Source organism: Rhodococcus sp. 15-725-2-2b (assembly GCF_002259075.1).
In the GTDB taxonomy this organism is placed as follows: Bacteria; Actinomycetota; Actinomycetes; order Mycobacteriales; family Mycobacteriaceae; genus Rhodococcoides.
In genome coordinates this window covers 144,912-162,763 of sequence record NZ_NPFL01000002.1, presented here as the reverse complement: position 1 = coordinate 162,763, position 17,852 = coordinate 144,912, and the positions used below count along the sequence as shown (strand labels likewise).

The window sequence follows — 17,852 nt, the reverse complement described above, 5'->3', positions numbered from 1 at the left end:
AAAGGAAATGCCACATGGCACGTCTCGCAGGTGTGGATCTGCCGCGCGAAAAGCGCATGGAGATCGCACTGACTTACATCTACGGCGTCGGCCGTACCCGCTCGAAGGAAATCCTCACAGCGACGGGCGTCAGCCCCGACCTGCGAAGCAAGGATCTCGGCGACGACGATCTGCGCAAGCTCAGCGATTACATCAACGAGTCCCTCAAGGTCGAGGGCGACCTGCGCCGCGAGGTTCAGGCCGACATCCGCCGCAAGATCGAAATCGGCTGCTACCAGGGTCTTCGCCACCGTCGTGGTCTGCCCGTCCGTGGACAGCGCACCAAGACCAATGCGCGTACCCGTAAGGGACCCAAGCGCACCATTGCCGGCAAGAAGAAGGCGAAGTAATGCCCCCCAAAGCACGCGGTACCGGTCCGAAGAAGGCGCAGAAGACGCGTCGCAGGGACAAGAAGAACGTCCCGCACGGATCTGCGCACATCAAGAGCACGTTCAACAACACGATCGTGTCGATCACCGACCCCGCCGGAAACGTCATCTCGTGGGCGTCCTCGGGACACGTGGGCTTCAAGGGCTCGCGCAAGTCGACTCCGTTCGCCGCACAGCTCGCAGCCGAGAACGCTGCGCGCAAGGCACAGGAGCACGGCGTCAAGAAGGTCGACGTGTTCGTCAAGGGTCCCGGCTCCGGCCGTGAGACCGCGATCCGCTCGCTTCAGGCCGCTGGCCTCGAGGTCGGCACCATCTCCGATGTCACCCCTCAGCCGCACAACGGCTGCCGTCCGCCCAAGCGGCGTCGGGTCTAGCGGGAAGGAAAGGTTTAGAAAATGGCACGTTATACCGGTCCTATCACCCGCAAGTCGCGTCGTCTGCGCGTCGACCTCGTCGGAGGCGACCAGGCGTTCGAGCGTCGTCCCTACCCGCCCGGCCAGCACGGCCGCGCGCGGATCAAGGAGAGCGAGTACCTGCTCCAGCTGCAGGAGAAGCAGAAGGCTCGCTTCACCTACGGCGTCATGGAGAAGCAGTTCCGTCTGTACTACAAGGAAGCCAACAGGACCGTCGGCAAGACCGGCGAGAACCTGCTGACCATCCTCGAGAGTCGTCTCGACAACGTCGTCTACCGCGCCGGACTGGCACGTACGCGTCGTCAGGCCCGTCAGCTGGTCACGCACGGTCACTTCCTGGTGAACAACAAGCGCGTCGACATCCCCAGCTACCGCGTCTCGCAGTACGACATCATCGACGTCCGTGAGAAGTCGGCTCAGACACTGCCGATCCAGATCGCCCGCGAAAGCTACGGCGACCGTCCCGTCGCCCCGTGGCTGCAGGTCGTTCCCAACCGTCTTCGCATCCTGGTTCACAGGTTGCCGGAGCGCGCACAGATCGACGTGCCGCTCCAGGAGCAGCTCATCGTCGAGTACTACTCGAAGTAAGGCGCGGCACGCATGTGAGTCTCCCCGCGAGGCTCACATGCGTCTTCGCCTCCACACGTGGGCGTCAAATAGCGGACGCCCGTACAGGAGGAACACACAATGCTCATTTCACAGCGCCCGACGCTGACCGAAGAGGTCATCGCCGACAACCGCTCGAAATTCGTCATCGAGCCGCTCGAGCCCGGCTTCGGTTACACACTCGGCAACTCGCTCCGCCGCACCCTGCTGTCGTCGATCCCCGGCGCTGCTGTCACCAGCATCCGTATCGACGGCGTCCTCCACGAATTCACCACCGTCCCCGGAGTCAAGGAAGATGTCACCGACATCATCCTGAACCTCAAGGGCCTCGTGGTGAGCTCCGAAGAAGACGAACCGGTCACCATGTACGTCCGCAAGCAGGGCCCAGGCGCCGTGACCGCAGGCGACATCGTGCCTCCGGCCGGCGTCACGGTGAACAACCCCGATCTGCACATCGCGACCCTGAACGACAAGGGCAAGTTGGAGATCGAGCTCGTCGTCGAGCGCGGTCGCGGCTACGTCCCCGCCGTTCAGAACAAGGCATCGGGTGCCGAGATCGGCCGTATTCCGGTCGACTCGATCTACTCGCCCGTGCTCAAGGTCACCTACAAGGTGGAGGCCACCCGCGTCGAACAGCGCACCGACTTCGATCGGCTCGTTCTCGATGTGGAGACCAAGAATTCCATCACCGCGCGGGACGCGCTCGCTTCGGCGGGCAAGACCCTGGTTGAGCTCTTCGGCCTCGCCCGTGAGCTGAACGTCGAAGCAGAAGGCATCGAGATCGGACCCTCGCCCGCCGAGGCCGATCACATCGCTTCCTTCGGACTCCCCATCGAGGATCTGGACCTCACCGTCCGGTCCTACAACTGCCTCAAGCGCGAGGGTGTTCACACCGTCGGCGAGCTGGTTGGTCGTACCGAGTCCGATCTGCTCGACATCCGTAACTTCGGGCAGAAGTCCATCGACGAGGTGAAGGTCAAGCTGCATTCGCTCGGCCTCTCCCTCAAGGACAGCCCCGCGTCGTTCGATCCGAGCACCGTGCCTGGCTACGACGCCACCACGGGCACGTGGAGTGACACCGACGCCGGCTCCTTCAGCGACACCGAAGGTGCCGAGCAGGACTACGCCGAGACAGAACAGCTGTAATCAGCTCGCTGGAGCTCTTACTAGGAGATTCATCATGCCCAAGCCCACCAAGGGCCGCCGTCTCGGCGGGTCGGCGTCGCACCAGAAGGCCATCCTGGCCAACCTGGCGACGTCACTCTTCGAGCACGGCCGCATCACCACCACCGAGTCGAAGGCCAAGCGCCTTCGTCCGCACGCCGAGAAGCTCGTCACCCACGCCAAAAAGGGTGACCTGGCGCATCGTCGTGAGGTTCTCAAGACGATCAACAACAAAGATGTCGTGCACAAGCTGTTCGCCGAGATCGGGCCTTTCTTCGCCGATCGCGACGGTGGCTACACACGCATCATCAAGACCGTCCCCCGCAAGGGTGACAACTCGCCGATGGCCATCATCGAGCTCGTCAACGAGCAGACGGTGTCCAACGAGGCAGATCGCGCACGCCGCGTGAAGGCTTCGCAGGCTGCTCCCGCCGCAACCGAGGCTCCGGCCGAGGACGCGACCGACGAGAACGTCGTCGAGGCTGTCGAAGCCGACGCGACCGACGCCGAGGTGGCCAACGCCGACGCAGTCATCGACGGCATCGAGGACAACGACGCACACGCGTCGGACGCCCCCGAGGCCGAGGAAGCAAAGAAGGACTAGTCCTTTTGAGCTCCGAGCACGATCGAAGCGGGCCCGCCATTCCCTCAGGGGAAGGCGGGCCCGCTTTTTCGGTACCGACCAGATTTCGGCTCGACATCTCCTACGACGGCACGCACTTCTCCGGGTGGGCGCGTCAACCGGGCATCCGCACCGTCTGCGGAGTGCTCGAGGAAGCCTTCACCACGGTGTTGCGGCAGCCGATCGAGCTGACCGTGGCGGGCCGAACCGACGCGGGAGTCCACGCAACGGGTCAGGTGGCGCACTTCGATGCCGTCGACGTTTCGGTCGATCACGACAGGCTGGTCCGGCGAATGGCCCGGTTTCTGCCCACCGATGTTCGAGTGCGAGCCATCAGCACCGTCTCCGGTGATTTCGACGCGCGGTTCTCGGCGTACCGCAGGCACTACGAGTACCGATTCGGCACGGCGCTCTACGGCGTCGACCCCCTCGACGTGGCCGGTGTCGTCTCGTGGCCGAGGCCCATCGATCTCGGTGCGGTGCAGGAGGCATCCGCGAGATTGATCGGTCTGCACGATTTCGCCGCGTTCTGCAAGCGACGTGACGGGGCGACCACCGTTCGAGAACTGCAGCGGTTCGACTGGGAGCGCGACGGCGATCGACTCACCGCGTACGTCAGTGCCGACGCATTCTGCTGGTCGATGGTCCGCAGTCTCGTCGGTGCCATGCAGGCCGTGGGGGAAGGTCGGCGAACTCCCGACTGGGCGCAGTCGCTGTTGACGCGCCGCGAGAGAGCGAGCGAGGTGGCCGTTGCTCCGGCGCACGGCTTGTCCTTGGTTCGAGTCGACTATCCACCGGCCGACGAACTGGCCGCCCGGAACGCGGCCACCCGCGAGGTGAGATCGGCGATCACCGGTTGCTGTGGGGGAGAGGGCTGACCGAACGCCCCCGGGTCTACTGTCGGAGCGATGAAGCCGATACAGCTCGCCGTCGTCGTCGGTAGTGTGCGCGCCGGTCGAGTGGGCCCGACCGTCGCTTCCTGGGTTCGAGGTGTTGCCGCCGAACGCGCCACCGTCGAGGTGGTCGAGGTCGACTTGGCCGATTTCGATCTGCCGAACTCGCTCGTTCCGTGCGAGGACTCCGAGCGCTTCACCAGGACCGTCGGCGGCGCCGACGCCTTCGTGTTCGTCACCCCCGAGTACAACCACGGCGTGCCCGGTGCGTTGAAGACCGCCCTGGACACGGTGAAGTACGAGTGGCGTGGCAAGCCGGTGGGATTCGTCTCGTACGGTGGGCTCGGCGGGGGAATTCGAGCCACCGAACAGCTACGCCAGATCACCGCCGAACTGCACATGGTCTCCGTCCGAGACGTCGTGTCGCTGCATCGGGTGCGCAAGCGGTTCGACGAGTCGGGACGGATCGACGACGCAGCCGCCGTCGACGGCCTCGGGCGTCTTCTCGACCAGCTCGAGTGGTGGGCGGACGCGGTGGCAGGCGCTCGTGGGCGGGCCGACTACCCCGGTTGAGAATCGGTCAAGCACGCACGGCGGGGCGCAGGCTCCGGGGCCGGCCGATGAACGCCGTCTCCTGAGGAATCGTGACAAGCGTCAACTCGACGTCGAGTGGACCGGACCGGACTCGAATTCGATCACCCGACGCATGGGGCTGGACGATCGTCAGATCCGGTTCCGGTCGCGGGGTGCTTCGCTCCTGCTCGGTGTGGCCGATCCGCGGCACGTGCTCGGACAACGAGATCACGGTGACGCCCGAAAGTTCCTGTTGCGCAAGGGGTGCCGAACCGTCGGCGAAGTCGGTGAGGATTACGTCGTACGACGGGCGGGAACGGAACGTGGTGCCGTCGACCAGTAGTCGATCGGGAGCACCGATGGCGTCGAGGAGCGCTCGCCAGGCATGGGGGCGGTCGGTGCGGACGAGGATTCTGGCGCCGGTGGCGATGGCGCGGAAGAGCAGTTGCTGAGCGAGGTAGAGCTCTCCGACGACCCGAACCCGACTCAGACCCGGTCCGAACAGCCGGACCGCGACGCCGTGTCCGCCGGCGTCGGATCCCAGCAGCTGGCCGCAGCCACTCACCGGTAGCAACAACTCGTCGACCGACGAGATATCGAGAACTCGGCTGGGAGACAACGACTTCGGTACGGGTATGGCCAACGGAAGCTGTGCGAGGATACCGTCGCGTTGACTTGCGCTCATCGAGGTCAACGCGTGTACACGAGGCTTCGTGATCGGTGTCCGGGCGGAGAAACTGCACGACCCACGCACGCGCACCTTCCCGGTGTCGCGGGTCGGCTGCAGGTGGAACGACATCGTCGTTCCGAGTGACGGTGTTGCCCACAGGGTGGCGATGTCCTCGGCAGTGATTGCGCTGCAATCGATTCCGAACACCGTGCTCGACGCACCCGGCAGGGGTGCTGTCGACCATGTCTGGGTCAGATCGTCGATACCGACCCCTCGGCACAGGTGCAACACGGCCGACCGAAGCTCGGAACCCGTCAACAGTCGCGAGGACAGACCGTGGGCGTGCAGAGCGCGAAGGACCCGCGTGGTCGCAACGACAGCGGTACGGGCGGCTCCGGCTCTCCCTCCGCCTCTGACCTCGATCGCCCGAGCATTCGCGCGCAAGTCGAGAGTCACTGCTACCCAGACGGTTCGCACCGCTACCGCAGGCAGTGGACCGATGAGTCCCTCGTAGACCTCGGTGGCGACCGAACCTGCCGAGCTGCGGCAGCCGAGTGCGACGACGTCGATCGCGCGGACCTCGATGTCGTGCTGCCGCAGACACGACGCCAACGCATCGACGGGAAGTGCGTGCTGCGTAGCGGCGCTCGCCCTGCCGAGGACGGTGGTGGCGTGCCGGGGCGGGACGATCTCGAGGGTGCAGGTGACGGTGTCGCGCTGCCAATGGACCCCGACCGGGCCGTCTGCGGTGCCGGTGTGTTCCGTGGTGACGCCGACAGCGGGGACACGATCGGCGAGGAGCCGCCAGATGGACCGAACCCAGTCGACGACCGATCTGCGCCGGATCGCCACGAACGGAACGAGCGCCACCGCCGCAGCGACGAGCAGCACCGCCCAGGGCCGCATCTGCGCCGCGAACAGCGGCAGACCGATCGCCACGGCTGCGGTCTCGGCCACGATCACCCGCCGAACCGTGGGTGCGACGAAAGGAACGGCGGCTCGCCTACGCCCTGCCGAATCGGTACGCCTCATCGAAACCCTCCCCCCCGAAGGTCGCACAGCCATCGACGACCGCAACACGGTCGCCGAGGTGTGCGGACGAACTGTACTGTGTCGCGTGACCCGAATGGGGATCGGGTCGTCTGCACAGTCCTGGGGAGGAATCGTGGCGTCGACGCCGACAACGAAGTGGCAGGTCGGCGGTTACCGCTTCCTCGTCCGCAGGATGGAACACGCGTTGATCAGGCGCGACGCTCGAATGCTGCACGATCCGATGAGGTCGCAGACGCGAGCGCTGCTGGTGGGTGTCGTCATCGCCTGCATCGGTTTGGCGGGATGCGCTGCCCTGGCACTGTTTCGGCCACAGGACAAGATCGGCGACGCATCGATCGTGGTCGGCAAGGACTCGGGCGCGATGTTCGTGAAAGTGGACGACGTGTTCCATCCGGTGCTCAATCTCGCATCGGCTCGATTGATCGTCGGCAAGCCGGACGATCCGTCGACGGTCCAGGAATCCGAGTTGTCGTCACGACCTCGCGGCGCACTGGTGGGTATTCCCGGTGCACCGTCTGCGCTGCCGCACGACGGCGACGGCAACGCGCAGTCGTGGACCGTCTGCGACACCGTCGACCCGATCGCAGGAGTCACCTCGACGACGGTGCTGGTGGGCAGTCCTCGCTACGGCGACAGCACGGCTGCGCTCGCCGAGTCCGAGGCGTTCCTCTGGACATCCAACGGCACTGCGTATCTCGTGCACGACGGCACCAGATCTCCGGTCGACCTGAACAACAGGGCGGTGGTCCGCGCACTCGGACTCGAGGACGCGACGCCGTCCCCGGTCAGTACGGGTCTGCTCAACTCCGTGCCCGAATCACCACCCATCGCAGCGCCGTTCGTTCCCCGAGCAGGAGAGGCTCCCGCGTTCCCGTTCGACGGGCGGACGATCGGTTCGGTCGTCAAGGTCGCCGGGCGCGACGTCCAGTACTACGTGGTACTCGAGGACGGAATCCAAGCGATCGACGAAACAGCGGCCCTGCTCATCAAATTCACCGATTCGCAGGGCAGTCCGGATATCGCAGCCGTCAATCCCGACCTGCTCGCTGACGCCCCCACAACCTCGTCCGGACTGGAGGTGTCGACGTTCCCGGCGACCACTCCCGAGATAGTCGATACCGGTGAGCGTCCTGTGGGCTGCCTGACGTGGGAGCCGCTCGCAGTGGCGGACGGCGGACCGTCTGCTCGACTGGTCGAGTCCGCCGGCCGTGGGTTGCCGCTCGAGACCGGTGCACTACCGGTTGCGTTGGCTCAGGCCGATGGGGGCGGTGACGCCGTCGACCAGGTCTATCTGGCACCCGGTAGCGGCGGGTTCGTACGCAGTACCGGCATCTCGACGTCGAGTACACGCCAGGGCAGCGTCTTCTTCGTGGCCGACACCGGAGTGCGCTACGGCGTCGATGGTCCCGAGGCCGCGTCGGCGCTGGGGTTCGGACCGCCGGCACCCGCACCATGGCAGATCCTCCAATTGCTCGGCAGCGGGCCCACTCTGGGGCGCGGACAGGCACTGACGATGCACGACGGAGTCGGCCCCGACCCGCGGGCCGCCGCACTTCCGACGAAGTAGTGCCGGTTCAATCGGATCTACCCCGTCGGCGCAGTGGCACCGACAGGGCGAGCCCGAGCGCCAGGATCACCGCCACCAGCACCGAACCGGTGACCGCTGCGGTCCGCGGGCGATGATCCGGCGCAGGCGGTGGCAACGGCGCAGTCATCGCGACACTGTTCGCAGGCACCGACAGGGGAGCAGCCGTCACCGAATCGGTCACCGCGGCAAGCGGATCGACGATGCCGTGGCCGACGAGGGGGTTCCACCCCTCGGCCGGCGCATGCGCCGTTCGTTGGATCCGGTCCACCACCTCCAGCGCCGACAGTTCGGGGCGGTGGGCGCGCACCAGCGCCGCCACCGCAGCAACGAGCGGTGCCGCAAAGCTCGTTCCGGTCATGGGAACGACGCCATCGGTGCCCCGGGTGCCGTTCGCCAGTCCGTTTCCCGTCGGCGACAGTGAGGTCATATTCGAACCAGGAGCCGCGACGTCGACCCATGGACCGCCCAGGCTGAACGAAGACGGTGTGCCATCCGATTCGACCGAACCGACGGTCAACACGTCGTCGAACCACGCCGGAGTCGCGATGGTCGCGAAGGAGGCCCACGGGTCCGCGTCGGGCCGAAGCGGGTCCGTCATCGGGTTCTGGGCCCGGCAGGCCGCGCTGCCGAGATTACCGGCTGCTGCAACGACGACGACGTTCTTCTCTCGGACGGCGTACTGCACGGCCGCACCGAGCGGACCGTCGGGCACACCGCCTCCGGCGGGCACGCAGGCGACCTCGGAGATGTTGATGACCGAGGCCCCCGCGTCCACCGCAGTTCGGATGGCCATGGCCATGGTGCGTACGTTGCCGTAGCCGGCGGCGTTCTCCGGCTCGCCCGCCTGCTCCTCCTCCGACCTGTTGTCGACGATCTGAAAGACATTGCTGGACTGACGAATCGACAGAATTCGTGCATCGGGTGCGCCTCCGGCGAATCCGCTGCCCGGTGCGGACTGTGCGGCGATCAGGCCGGCGACCATCGTCCCGTGCGCATCGCAGTCGAACAACCCGTCACCTGCGCTGACGTAATCACCGCCGGCGATAAGACCCGGTAGGCGTGGATGAGCGGTCACTCCGGTGTCGATGACGGCGACCACTTGACCTGCCCCACGGGTGATCGGCCAGACCGATGCGAAGTCGAGCGCCTTCAGCGCGGTCGGCACGTCCTGAACATCGGTGGCCGCGGACGGAAGCGCGCAGGCGTTCTTCTGTTCCGTGGGTTCGAGAGGGCCGGGAGGACTCGGCGGAGGCAGCTGGAACGGGTCGATCACCGGACGTTCGGCGCCTGCCGGATACACCCCGATGACCGCGTTCGAAAACAGGGCGAGAGCAGTGAACGCCGCGATGACGATCGTTCGCTGCCGGCGCGGACTCACAGCCCGCGGACGACGCTGTACAGACCGCACACCCACACTGCGATCGGAATGACCAGGGCGATGGCCGCGTACTCGAGCAGTTCGGCCGACCGCCGCATCACCGGCGAGTACGTGCGTGTGGGCACGAAAGCTCCGAAGATCGATGCCGTCACCGCGCCGGCCAGTGCCGCACCGAACAGGGCGAGCGCGTGTTCGGGCAACGCAACGAGCGCACCGATCGACAGCGCCAGCAGAATCGTCGTTCCCCCTGCAACCAACGGAACTGCATGCGTCACCACCGCATAGGTGCGTCCGCGCAGAAGCAGGACGAGCGCACACAATCCCGCGAGCGCGACCCCCGGCCACCGCACGCCGCCGTCGGAATCGGCCGCTGCCGCAACCAGCACGCCCGCCACGACAGCGACAGTGAACGCCGACAGCAGGCCGGACAGACAGCTACGCGCCACAGCTGCGGAGGCCTGCAGATCCGCGAACGAGATCGCGTCGAGCTCGGCTTCCTCGACCGTGTCCAGCGGTGCTCCTGCGGTGGGAACCGGTGGAAGCGGCAACTTGGCCTGCATCATCGACACCCGGGCAGAGAGCGCAATTCCCGCCAGGCCGGTGAGAGCGACCGCGGTGCCGATCGACGGTTGGGGCACGGTGGTGAAAAGCGCGCACACCGACGCGGCGAACGTCAGAACTGCGAGCACGATCGCAGCGGTGAACAGTGCGAACCCGGTCCCGCCGATGCGAAGGGACAGCAGAGCCACAGCGCCCGCCATGGCCGAACCCAGCATCAGCTGAGCCGCACCGAACTGCCCGGGTACCAGCACAGTTCCGCTGGTGAACATCAGCGCTACGGCACATCCGCCGAAGACGACAGCGACGGCGTACTGGTCGTACACCCGCCCCAGAATCACCCCCGCGATCGCGAAGAGAATCGACGCAGTGACGGCAGCGAATCCCTCGATGACACTGCCGACATGCTCGGCTCCCGCACGGATCGGCTCCCGCGCCAGGACCGCGCATGCCACCAACACCGACAGACCGGTGACGACCGAACCCACCGTGCGCGCCGTACGTGCAGTCCACTGCCGAACATCGTCACCACCCGACCGTGCAACCGAATACATGAGGTCGTCGAACAGGGGAACCGGAGCGGGCCGCTCGGCCACACCCAGCACGAGCAACTCCCCGTCGCGCACCGACAGCTCGGCCAACGTCGCAGTCGGCGACAACGGTGGAAACCCGATCCGCGCAAGCGTCCACGCCACCGGCAACCCGTCCGACACGGGATCCCCGTCGCTCGGCACACCGCCTCCCGAACCAGGCGGCACTCCCGCTCTCCCGGGTCGTTCCGCGGGCTCCACTCTTGCTCTCCCGGGTCGTTCCGCAGGCTCCACTCCCGCTCTCCCGGGTCGTTCCGCGGGCTCCACTCCCGCCGCCGCAATCATGTCGACGATTCCCGGAACGAGAAGGGAGACAGGAACGTCGATCGGCAGCGCCATGTCCACCTGCGTGGACCTGGCCAACACCGTCACCCGACAGACGTCCTGCGCGAAGACGGACTGTGCGCCCGATGCCCGCCGACTCGCGTCCGGCGCGGTGGGCGATTGTGTCGGATCGGCAGGTGCCGTGCGCGGTGGCACAATGCCGGCCGATGGACGGCTGTCGGCGCGTGTCATGAAGATCCCCCCGGATACGTACGATTCGCGTGCCGATGCCCGCCCCAGTGGGCATCGGTGTCCAAACCTTACGACATCGCTGCGACAATCAACCGGTCGTCGGAATCCACCTGCGACGTGCGCAGCTCTCAGGCAGGAACCAGATCGCTGACCTGTGCGAGCAACTCGAACGAGCGAAGCCACGACGCGCGGTCGGACACACCGGACGCGACGATCAGCTCGTCCGCCCCTGTGCGTTCGGCGAATCGATCGAGATAGTCCTTCACCATGTCAGGAGTGCCCACCGCCGAGTACTTGGTCATGTTCGCGATCTGTTGGCCCGCAGGCGCTTCGAGGACCATGTCGGCTTCCTCGTCGGTGAAGGTTCGGCCGCGGCCGAGCAGCAGGCTGACGCGACTGCGCTTGGTGCGCAGGAACTGAGCCTGTGCCTCGGCCATCGAATCGGCCGCGATCACATTCACACCCACGATCAGGTGCGGCTCCGACAGTTGCGCGGACGGTCGGAAGTCTCGCCGATAGATCTCGACGGCCTGCTCGAGGGCGTCGGGTGCGAAGTGCGACGCGAAAGCATAGGGCAGGCCGAGTGCGGCCGCGAGCTGCGCGCCGAACAGCGAGGACCCGAGGATGTACAGCGGTACCTCGGTACCCGCGCCGGGAGTCGCGCTCACTCCGGGAATCAGGGACTCCGCCGACAGGTAGCCCTGCAGTTCCTGGACATCCTGGGGAAAGCGATCGGCCGACGCGGGATCTCGCCGCATCGCCCGCATCGTCACCTGGTCGCTGCCGGGGGCGCGGCCGAGACCCAGATCGATCCGTCCCGGGTGCAGCGTCGCCAGAGTGCCGAACTGCTCGGCGATGGTCAGCGGCGCGTGATTGGGAAGCATGATCCCGCCGGATCCGAGCCGAATTCGCTCGGTGTTGGCAGCGACATGCGCGATGAGCACCGACGTGGCCGACGACGCGATCGTCTTCATGTTGTGGTGCTCGGCGTACCAGATGCGTCGGTATCCCCAGTTCTCGGCATGCTGAGCGAGAGTGACGCTTGCATCGAAGCTGTCGCGGACTGTTTCGCCCTCGCCCACATGAGCGAGATCGAGGATGGACAAGGGTACGGACACGGTTGGGGCCAGCCTTTCGTTCGTCGAGCACGCGGCAGAAGAGCCACATCGATGTGCAACGGCGTCGGGCAGCGTTCTATTTCTCGACCGTCCGACGGGCGCGACGGCAGCTGTGGACCGGCCGGTCTTCGATGCGTTAGCCTGTCGTCCTGCGGCCTCGGGGGGAGGCCGCCGCGATGGTGTTCTGGGGGCGTGGCCGTGGGGGCGGATCGATGAGTACCGTGCGCTTCGTTCGCGGTGCCAGACGGGAAGTGCCTCGATCTCCCGGCGGTGAAGTCACCCTGCAGTCGCCACCCGAGATCCCGCGCGCCGTGCCGGGCAATCTGCTGATGAAGCTGATGCCACTGGTGATGGTGTCCGCGATGGTAGGGATGGTCGCGCTGATGTTCACCTCCGGGGCAGCGGCGAACCCGATGATGTTGATGTTCCCGGCCATGATGTTGATGTCCATGGTGGGGATGTTGGCAGGCGGCGGGAAGTCGGGCGGAGCGCGTACGGCCGAGGCGAACGAGGACCGCAAGGACTACCTCCGCTATCTGGATCAGCTCCGCCGCGACGTCGCCGAGACCGAGCGCGCACAACGCCGAGCCCTCGAATGGAGTCACCCGGCACCCGAGACGTTGTGGTCGATCGCCGGAACCGAGCGCATGTGGGAACGGCGACTGTCGGATCCGGATTTCGCGCACGTACGAGTCGGCTGTGGGGATCAGCGGCTCGCCACTCGACTGGTTCCGCCGGGGACCGGGCCGGTGGAAGAACTCGAACCCGTCTCGGCAGTGTCTCTGCGCCGCTTCGTGCGAGCTCATTCGGTGGTGGCCGCGCTGCCGACCGCGGTGTCACTGAGAGGATTCGCGGCGCTGTCCGTATCGGGAGATCGCGACGAGGCCCGGGCGATGGTGCGCGCGATGTTGGCCTCGCTGTGCAGCTTTCACGGACCCGACCACGTCGCTGTCGCGATCGTCTGCGGGCCGGACACCGTGCAGCAATGGGAGTGGGCCAAGTGGCTCCCGCACACTCAGCACGACGCTCTGCGCGACGGTGCCGGGTCCGCTCGGATGATCTTCGGCAGCTTCCTCGAACTCGAGGGAGCACTCGGCGACGTGCTGTCCATGCGCAATCGGTTTGCGCGCGGAGCTGTTCCCGTCGCAGGCGTCGTGCAGTTGGTGATCGTGGTGGACGGCGGGCTTCTGGACAACCGATCGACCGATCTCACCGACACGGGCCTCGATTCCGTCACGATCATCGATCTGTCCGGCCTGTGTCCCGGACTCGCCGCATCGCGTGGCCTTCGGCTGTTCGCCGAGAACGGATCCATCGGAGCGGTCAGCGGAACCACGGTCGAGGTGTTCGCCGTCGCGGATTCGATGAGCACCACCCAGGCGCACACCGTGGCTCGACGCCTGTCGCCGTATCGTGCGCCGTCGTCCTCGTCCGTCGTCGATGTCGTCGACGACGGCGGAGTCCCGATCTCGGGATGGAACAGCCTGGTCGGTATCGCCGATGTCGGTGCACTCGACACGGACCGAGCGTGGACGACGCGGCGCGGACGCGAGAGGCTGCGGGTACCGATCGGTGTCGCCCCCGACGGCAGCGCCGTCGAGATCGATCTGAAGGAATCCGCCGAGAACGGTATGGGACCTCACGGATTGTGCATCGGGGCAACGGGTTCGGGAAAATCGGAGTTCCTCCGCACGCTCGTGCTGGGCTTGGTGTCGACTCACTCGCCGGACCAGCTGAACCTGGTGCTCGTCGATTTCAAGGGCGGTGCGACGTTCGCAGGCCTGGAGTCGGCACCGCACGTGGCCGCGGTCATCACCAACCTGTCCGAGGACCTGGCGTTGGTGGATCGAATGCGCGATGCGCTGGCCGGTGAGATGAACCGTCGGCAGGAATCGCTGCGTTCGGCCGGCAACTTCGCGAACGTCTCCGACTACGAGAGGGCACGAGCCGCGGGAGCGGATCTGGCACCGATGCCCGCCTTGTTCGTGGTTGTCGACGAATTCTCGGAATTGCTCAGCCAGCAACCGGAATTCGCCGAGTTGTTCGTCGCGATCGGTCGGCTCGGGCGTTCTCTGCACATGCATCTGCTGCTCGCCAGCCAGCGCCTCGAAGAAGGCAAGTTACGCGGTCTCGACAGTCACCTGTCCTACCGAATAGGCCTGAAGACGTTCTCCGCGAACGAGTCTCGGTCGGTGCTCGGAGTTCCCGACGCCTATCATCTGCCTGCACAACCGGGTGCGGGCTACCTCAAGTGCGATTCGGCCGAGATCGTCAGGTTTGCCGCGGCGTACGTCTCCGGCCCGTACTCGCCGCCGCGTTCCGGTCCTGGCGTTCGGCCCTCACTCGGAGGCGACATCGGGCCGAAACCCTTCACCGCCTACGCGGTACCGCTCGACTCGGTCGATCTCGGCCGCATCGAGGCTGCCACTGCGCCCGAGGCAGAACCGGATCCGGTCGACTCCCGGAGCACCGGCCCGACGGTGCTGGATGTGGTCGTCGGACGAATTCGGGGTCGCGGAACGCCGGCCCACGAGGTGTGGTTGCCGCCGCTGGACACCGCACCGACCTTGAACCGGTTGCTGCCCGACTCGGTTCTGACCGAGCGCATCGGTCCGCTCGCCGCCCTGCGTGCCCCGATCGGCATCATCGACCGGCCTTTCGATCAGCGCCGTGATCTGCTGACCGTCGATCTGTCCGGTGCTGCGGGCCACGTCGCCATCGTCGGTGCCCCGCAATCGGGTAAGTCGACGGCGCTTCGGTCGTTGATCCTGGCGCTCGCGATGACGCATTCGCCGGCGCAGGTCCAGTTCTACTGCCTGGATTTCGGCGGCGGAACGCTGGCCGGGCTGGCCGATCTGCCGCACGTCGGATCGGTGGCCAACCGGCTCGATGTCGACCGGGTTCGGCGGACCGTGGCCGAGGTCGCCGGCGTCGTTCGGCAGCGAGAGAAGACCTTCCGTGATCGCGGGATCGACTCGATGGCGGAGTTCCGACGGCGTCGTGCAGCGCACCCCGTCGACCCCGAGGATCGGTTCGGTGACGTCTTTCTCGTCATCGACGGCTGGCCGTCCATCAGGTCCGATTTCGAGAGTCTCGAACAGCAGATCGCAACCTTGACGACGCAGGGCCTCGCCTTCGGTCTGCATCTGATCCTCACCGCCTCTCGGTGGGCGGAAGTTCGGCCCGCGACCAAGGACCTGATCGGTACTCGACTGGAACTGCGGCTGGGAGATCCGTCGGATTCGGACATGGGCCGAGCCAAGGCCGCGAGCGTTCCCGAGGGGCGTCCGGGCCGGGGTATGACCAGGGACGGACTGCATCTGCTGATCGCACTTCCACGAGTGGACGACGTCTGTTCCGTCGACGGACTCTCTCGCGCGGTCGGTGAGTCGGTCGCCGCGATCGCGGCTGCATCTGCGGGAACCCCGGCACCGCCGGTGCGCATGCTGCCCGAGCTGCTCGAACGATCCGCGATCGTCGATCGGCTCGGTGATACGTGGCCACGAATCCGCGGCGGTATCCCCGAGCTCGGAGTTCCCATCGGCATCGACGAAGCCGAGTTGGCGCCGGTCGTGGTCGATTTCGCGGAGAATCCACACTTCGTCGTGTTCGGTGACAGCGAGTGCGGCAAGACTTCTCTGTTGCGCGGAATCTGTCGATCGCTCGTCGAGGCGAACTCGTCCGACACCGTCAAACTCGTCGTCGCCGACTACCGCCGAACTCTCCTCGGCGCATTCGATTCCGAGCATCTGGCCGGGTACGCGGCCTCGCAGGCGACGCTGACGGCCATGCTCGTCGACCTCGCGGGCCGCATGGCCGACCGCATGCCGGGGGCGGATGTGACCCAGCAGCAGCTTCGCGAGCGGTCGTGGTGGAACGGCCCCGAGGTGTTCGTCGTCGTCGACGATTACGATCTGGTCGCCACGTCGTCGGGAAATCCGTTGGCCCCGTTGGTGGAACACCTTCCCCATGCACGAGACATCGGGCTGCATCTCATCGTGGCGCGTCGTTCCGGCGGGGCAGGCCGGGCGCTGTTCGACCCGGTGATCGGACGGTTGCGCGATCTGGTCACGCCGGGACTGGTCATGAGCGGAAGCCGCGACGAAGGGAATCTGCTCGGGACGGTACGTCCCAGTGCCATGCCGCCCGGACGTGGGGTGTTCGTCGACCGCTCGGGCCAGGCACTCGTTCAGCTCGGACATTCGAGTTGACGAGCCCCTCGTGGCGTTATGCCGCAGTGCATCTGGGCTACACGCAGATCTCCGTCGTCGCGACGGCCGGAGCCTTCGAGGGTCCGAGAGAGAGCGTCGGATCGGCGTTCGCCACGGCCGAGGGTGGTCGTCTGGTGTTCGGCCGGGGCACGGAGGGAGACGAGATTTCGCCCCTGCTCTGTATCGACGATGCGTCGGTCCCGGTGGGGAGCTCGGTGTGGGACCGGGAGGCGGTACTGCACGGAATCGTGTGGTCGGCCCTGAACGGTGCCGGGGTGCACGACCGACTCGACGTGCTCGAGATCGCGTATCCATCGACCTGGGGCGAGCAACGGACGAGCATCCTTCGTGCACTGTTTGCGACCTCGGCGAACGAGGTGGTGCTCGTGGAGACGGCCGAGGCGGCCCTGTCGTGGTCGGGTGAACGCGCGCCGTCCGCCGCGGTCGTCGTCGAAGTCGGGCCTCTCGACACGTCCGTCGTCGTTCTCGACGAATCGGGGGCGCACGGCGGAGACACCGGCGCGATCCTGCCCTTCGGTACGGGTGACGACGACGGTTGGCGACGAGCGGTCGGGGAGTACGTCCGGTCGTCGGTCACGAACTGCCCCGACGAGGTGTACGTGGTGGCGGCGCCCCGCGTCGGAGAGGATCCCGTCGCCGATCACCCCACTCGATGGTTGACCGGACTCGATGTCGCCCGGTCGCTGTATCGGCGAGCCGGGGCGGATCTCGTCCCCGCGCCATCGGTCCGTGCTGCGACGACGCGATCGGCGGCATGGCTCGACGACGTGGCCGCCCCGCCGCGGCCGCGGGAGAAGCGGCGTCCCCAGCTGCTCGCGGCCGTGAGTGCGGCAGCAGCGGTCATCGTATTCGTCTGCGCAGCTGTGTATTTCACCGGACGTCCTCCCGTTGCTTCCGATAGCGTTGCAGCGCAACCGTTGTCGCCTACCGAGGCCCCGAGTGCTGTGTCGTCCCTCGTCGAACCGTTACCGACCACGACGACCGATCCGCCGACGCCGGTCGAGACGGTGACGTTCGTGTCCGGGCGGGTGTCGATGCGGTTGCCGGACACCTGGACGAAGGTGGACGAAGCGGACCGCATGGTGCTGATTCCGCCGACCCCACCCGAGCGTCGGATCGTCGTCACCGTGGCAGAGCTGTCACCGGGTTCGACGCAGCAGCAGGTTGCCGACGAGCTTCGGTCGGCCATCGATGCCCGTGGGCCGGATTCCACCATCGGATCGCTCGAATCCACCCGCGATTTCGGCGGCCGCGTCGGGATCGCCTACACCGAGAGACCGATCGACGACTCGACGGTGCTGTGGCGCGTGTTCGTCCAGTCCGACCTTCAGGTCAGCATCGGCTGCCAGTTCGAGGGAGACGACGCGACGGTGATCGACGCCGAATGCGGTCAGGCAACGCAGACTCTGGACATCGTTGCGCCGTCGTGAGAGCGGCCCACAGTTTTTCG

At 66.5% G+C, this 17,852-nt stretch carries 14 protein-coding genes; 10 read left to right on the top strand and 4 right to left on the bottom strand.

Going from position 1 to position 17,852, the window contains the following annotated elements; genetic code table 11:
* Positions 1-14: 14 nt before the first annotated feature.
* From rpsM to CH306_RS00810, 7 genes are all read left to right on the top strand, one after another.
* Positions 15-389 carry a 30S ribosomal protein S13 gene (gene rpsM, locus CH306_RS00840; RefSeq protein ID WP_008718227.1) on the top strand — a complete coding sequence of 125 codons (375 nt, stop codon included), beginning with the start codon at positions 15-17 and terminating at the stop codon, positions 387-389.
* Positions 389-802 carry a 30S ribosomal protein S11 gene (rpsK, locus tag CH306_RS00835; protein ID WP_027496331.1) on the top strand — a complete coding sequence of 138 codons (414 nt, stop codon included), beginning with the start codon at positions 389-391 and terminating at the stop codon, positions 800-802. The genes rpsM and rpsK overlap by 1 nt, the downstream gene beginning before the upstream one ends.
* 21 nt (positions 803-823) lie before the next feature.
* On the top strand, positions 824-1,429 hold the full coding sequence (rpsD, locus tag CH306_RS00830; protein ID WP_032397528.1) for a 30S ribosomal protein S4: 606 nt from the start codon (positions 824-826) through the stop codon (positions 1,427-1,429).
* Between the two features lie 99 nt (positions 1,430-1,528).
* A complete protein-coding gene (locus CH306_RS00825; protein ID WP_008718222.1) occupies positions 1,529-2,593 on the top strand; it encodes a DNA-directed RNA polymerase subunit alpha in 1,065 nt (354 codons plus the stop codon).
* A gap of 34 nt (positions 2,594-2,627) precedes the next feature.
* Positions 2,628-3,215, top strand: a complete 588-nt coding sequence (gene rplQ, locus CH306_RS00820) for a 50S ribosomal protein L17 (protein ID WP_032397527.1) — start codon at positions 2,628-2,630, stop codon at positions 3,213-3,215.
* Positions 3,216-3,220: 5 nt separating this feature from the next.
* Entirely contained in the window at positions 3,221-4,111 is an 891-nt protein-coding gene (gene truA / locus CH306_RS00815; RefSeq protein WP_094645379.1) for a tRNA pseudouridine(38-40) synthase TruA, read from the top strand.
* 30 nt (positions 4,112-4,141) lie between these two features.
* Positions 4,142-4,699 (top strand): NADPH-dependent FMN reductase, encoded by a 558-nt coding sequence (locus CH306_RS00810; protein WP_032397525.1) that lies wholly within the window; start codon positions 4,142-4,144, stop codon positions 4,697-4,699.
* A gap of 7 nt (positions 4,700-4,706) precedes the next feature.
* Here the strand turns inward: CH306_RS00810 and eccE are convergent, their stop codons facing one another.
* Complete coding sequence (eccE, locus tag CH306_RS00805) at positions 4,707-6,401, bottom strand: type VII secretion protein EccE (RefSeq protein ID WP_179272930.1); 1,695 nt, start codon at positions 6,399-6,401, stop codon at positions 4,707-4,709.
* Between the two features lie 94 nt (positions 6,402-6,495).
* Here eccE and eccB point away from each other — a divergent pair, with 94 nt between their 5' ends.
* Positions 6,496-7,989, top strand: coding sequence for a type VII secretion protein EccB (gene eccB / locus CH306_RS00800; RefSeq protein ID WP_256981003.1), 1,494 nt, complete (start codon positions 6,496-6,498; stop codon positions 7,987-7,989).
* A 7-nt stretch (positions 7,990-7,996) separates the two neighbouring features.
* Here eccB and mycP read toward each other — a convergent pair whose 3' ends face one another.
* The 3 genes from mycP to CH306_RS00785 form a co-directional block, all read right to left on the bottom strand.
* Positions 7,997-9,418: a type VII secretion-associated serine protease mycosin gene (gene mycP, locus CH306_RS00795; protein WP_373453959.1), complete on the bottom strand. Its 1,422-nt coding sequence runs from the start codon at positions 9,416-9,418 to the stop codon at positions 7,997-7,999.
* Complete coding sequence (gene eccD, locus CH306_RS00790) at positions 9,385-11,052, bottom strand: type VII secretion integral membrane protein EccD (protein ID WP_094645376.1); 1,668 nt, start codon at positions 11,050-11,052, stop codon at positions 9,385-9,387. The genes mycP and eccD overlap by 34 nt, the downstream gene beginning before the upstream one ends.
* A 128-nt stretch (positions 11,053-11,180) precedes the next feature.
* Positions 11,181-12,170, bottom strand: a complete 990-nt coding sequence (locus tag CH306_RS00785) for an LLM class flavin-dependent oxidoreductase (protein WP_032397521.1) — start codon at positions 12,168-12,170, stop codon at positions 11,181-11,183.
* Positions 12,171-12,382: 212 nt separating this feature from the next.
* Here CH306_RS00785 and eccCa point away from each other — a divergent pair, with 212 nt between their 5' ends.
* The gene (eccCa, locus tag CH306_RS00780; RefSeq protein ID WP_094645466.1) at positions 12,383-16,381 is read left to right on the top strand and encodes a type VII secretion protein EccCa; all 3,999 of its coding nucleotides are present in this window, start codon (positions 12,383-12,385) and stop codon (positions 16,379-16,381) included.
* On the top strand, positions 16,378-17,832 hold the full coding sequence (locus tag CH306_RS00775; RefSeq protein ID WP_094632405.1) for a type VII secretion-associated protein: 1,455 nt from the start codon (positions 16,378-16,380) through the stop codon (positions 17,830-17,832). The genes eccCa and CH306_RS00775 overlap by 4 nt, the downstream gene beginning before the upstream one ends.
* The last annotated feature ends 20 nt before the right edge of the window (positions 17,833-17,852 follow it).

Excerpts from the sequence above, each read along its gene's own strand:
- eccB (WP_256981003.1), top strand. The coding sequence starts at position 6,496 with ATGGGGATCGGGTCGTCTGCACAGTCCTGGGGAGGAATCGTGGCGTCG.
- rplQ (WP_032397527.1), top strand. The coding sequence starts at position 2,628 with ATGCCCAAGCCCACCAAGGGCCGCCGTCTCGGCGGGTCGGCGTCGCAC.
- rpsK (WP_027496331.1), top strand. The coding sequence starts at position 389 with ATGCCCCCCAAAGCACGCGGTACCGGTCCGAAGAAGGCGCAGAAGACG.
- eccD (WP_094645376.1), bottom strand. The coding sequence starts at position 11,052 with ATGACACGCGCCGACAGCCGTCCATCGGCCGGCATTGTGCCACCGCGC.
- eccE (WP_179272930.1), bottom strand. The coding sequence starts at position 6,401 with ATGAGGCGTACCGATTCGGCAGGGCGTAGGCGAGCCGCCGTTCCTTTC.
- CH306_RS00810 (WP_032397525.1), top strand. The coding sequence starts at position 4,142 with ATGAAGCCGATACAGCTCGCCGTCGTCGTCGGTAGTGTGCGCGCCGGT.
- CH306_RS00825 (WP_008718222.1), top strand. The coding sequence starts at position 1,529 with ATGCTCATTTCACAGCGCCCGACGCTGACCGAAGAGGTCATCGCCGAC.
- eccCa (WP_094645466.1), top strand. The coding sequence starts at position 12,383 with ATGAGTACCGTGCGCTTCGTTCGCGGTGCCAGACGGGAAGTGCCTCGA.
- rpsD (WP_032397528.1), top strand. The coding sequence starts at position 824 with ATGGCACGTTATACCGGTCCTATCACCCGCAAGTCGCGTCGTCTGCGC.
- rpsM (WP_008718227.1), top strand. The coding sequence starts at position 15 with ATGGCACGTCTCGCAGGTGTGGATCTGCCGCGCGAAAAGCGCATGGAG.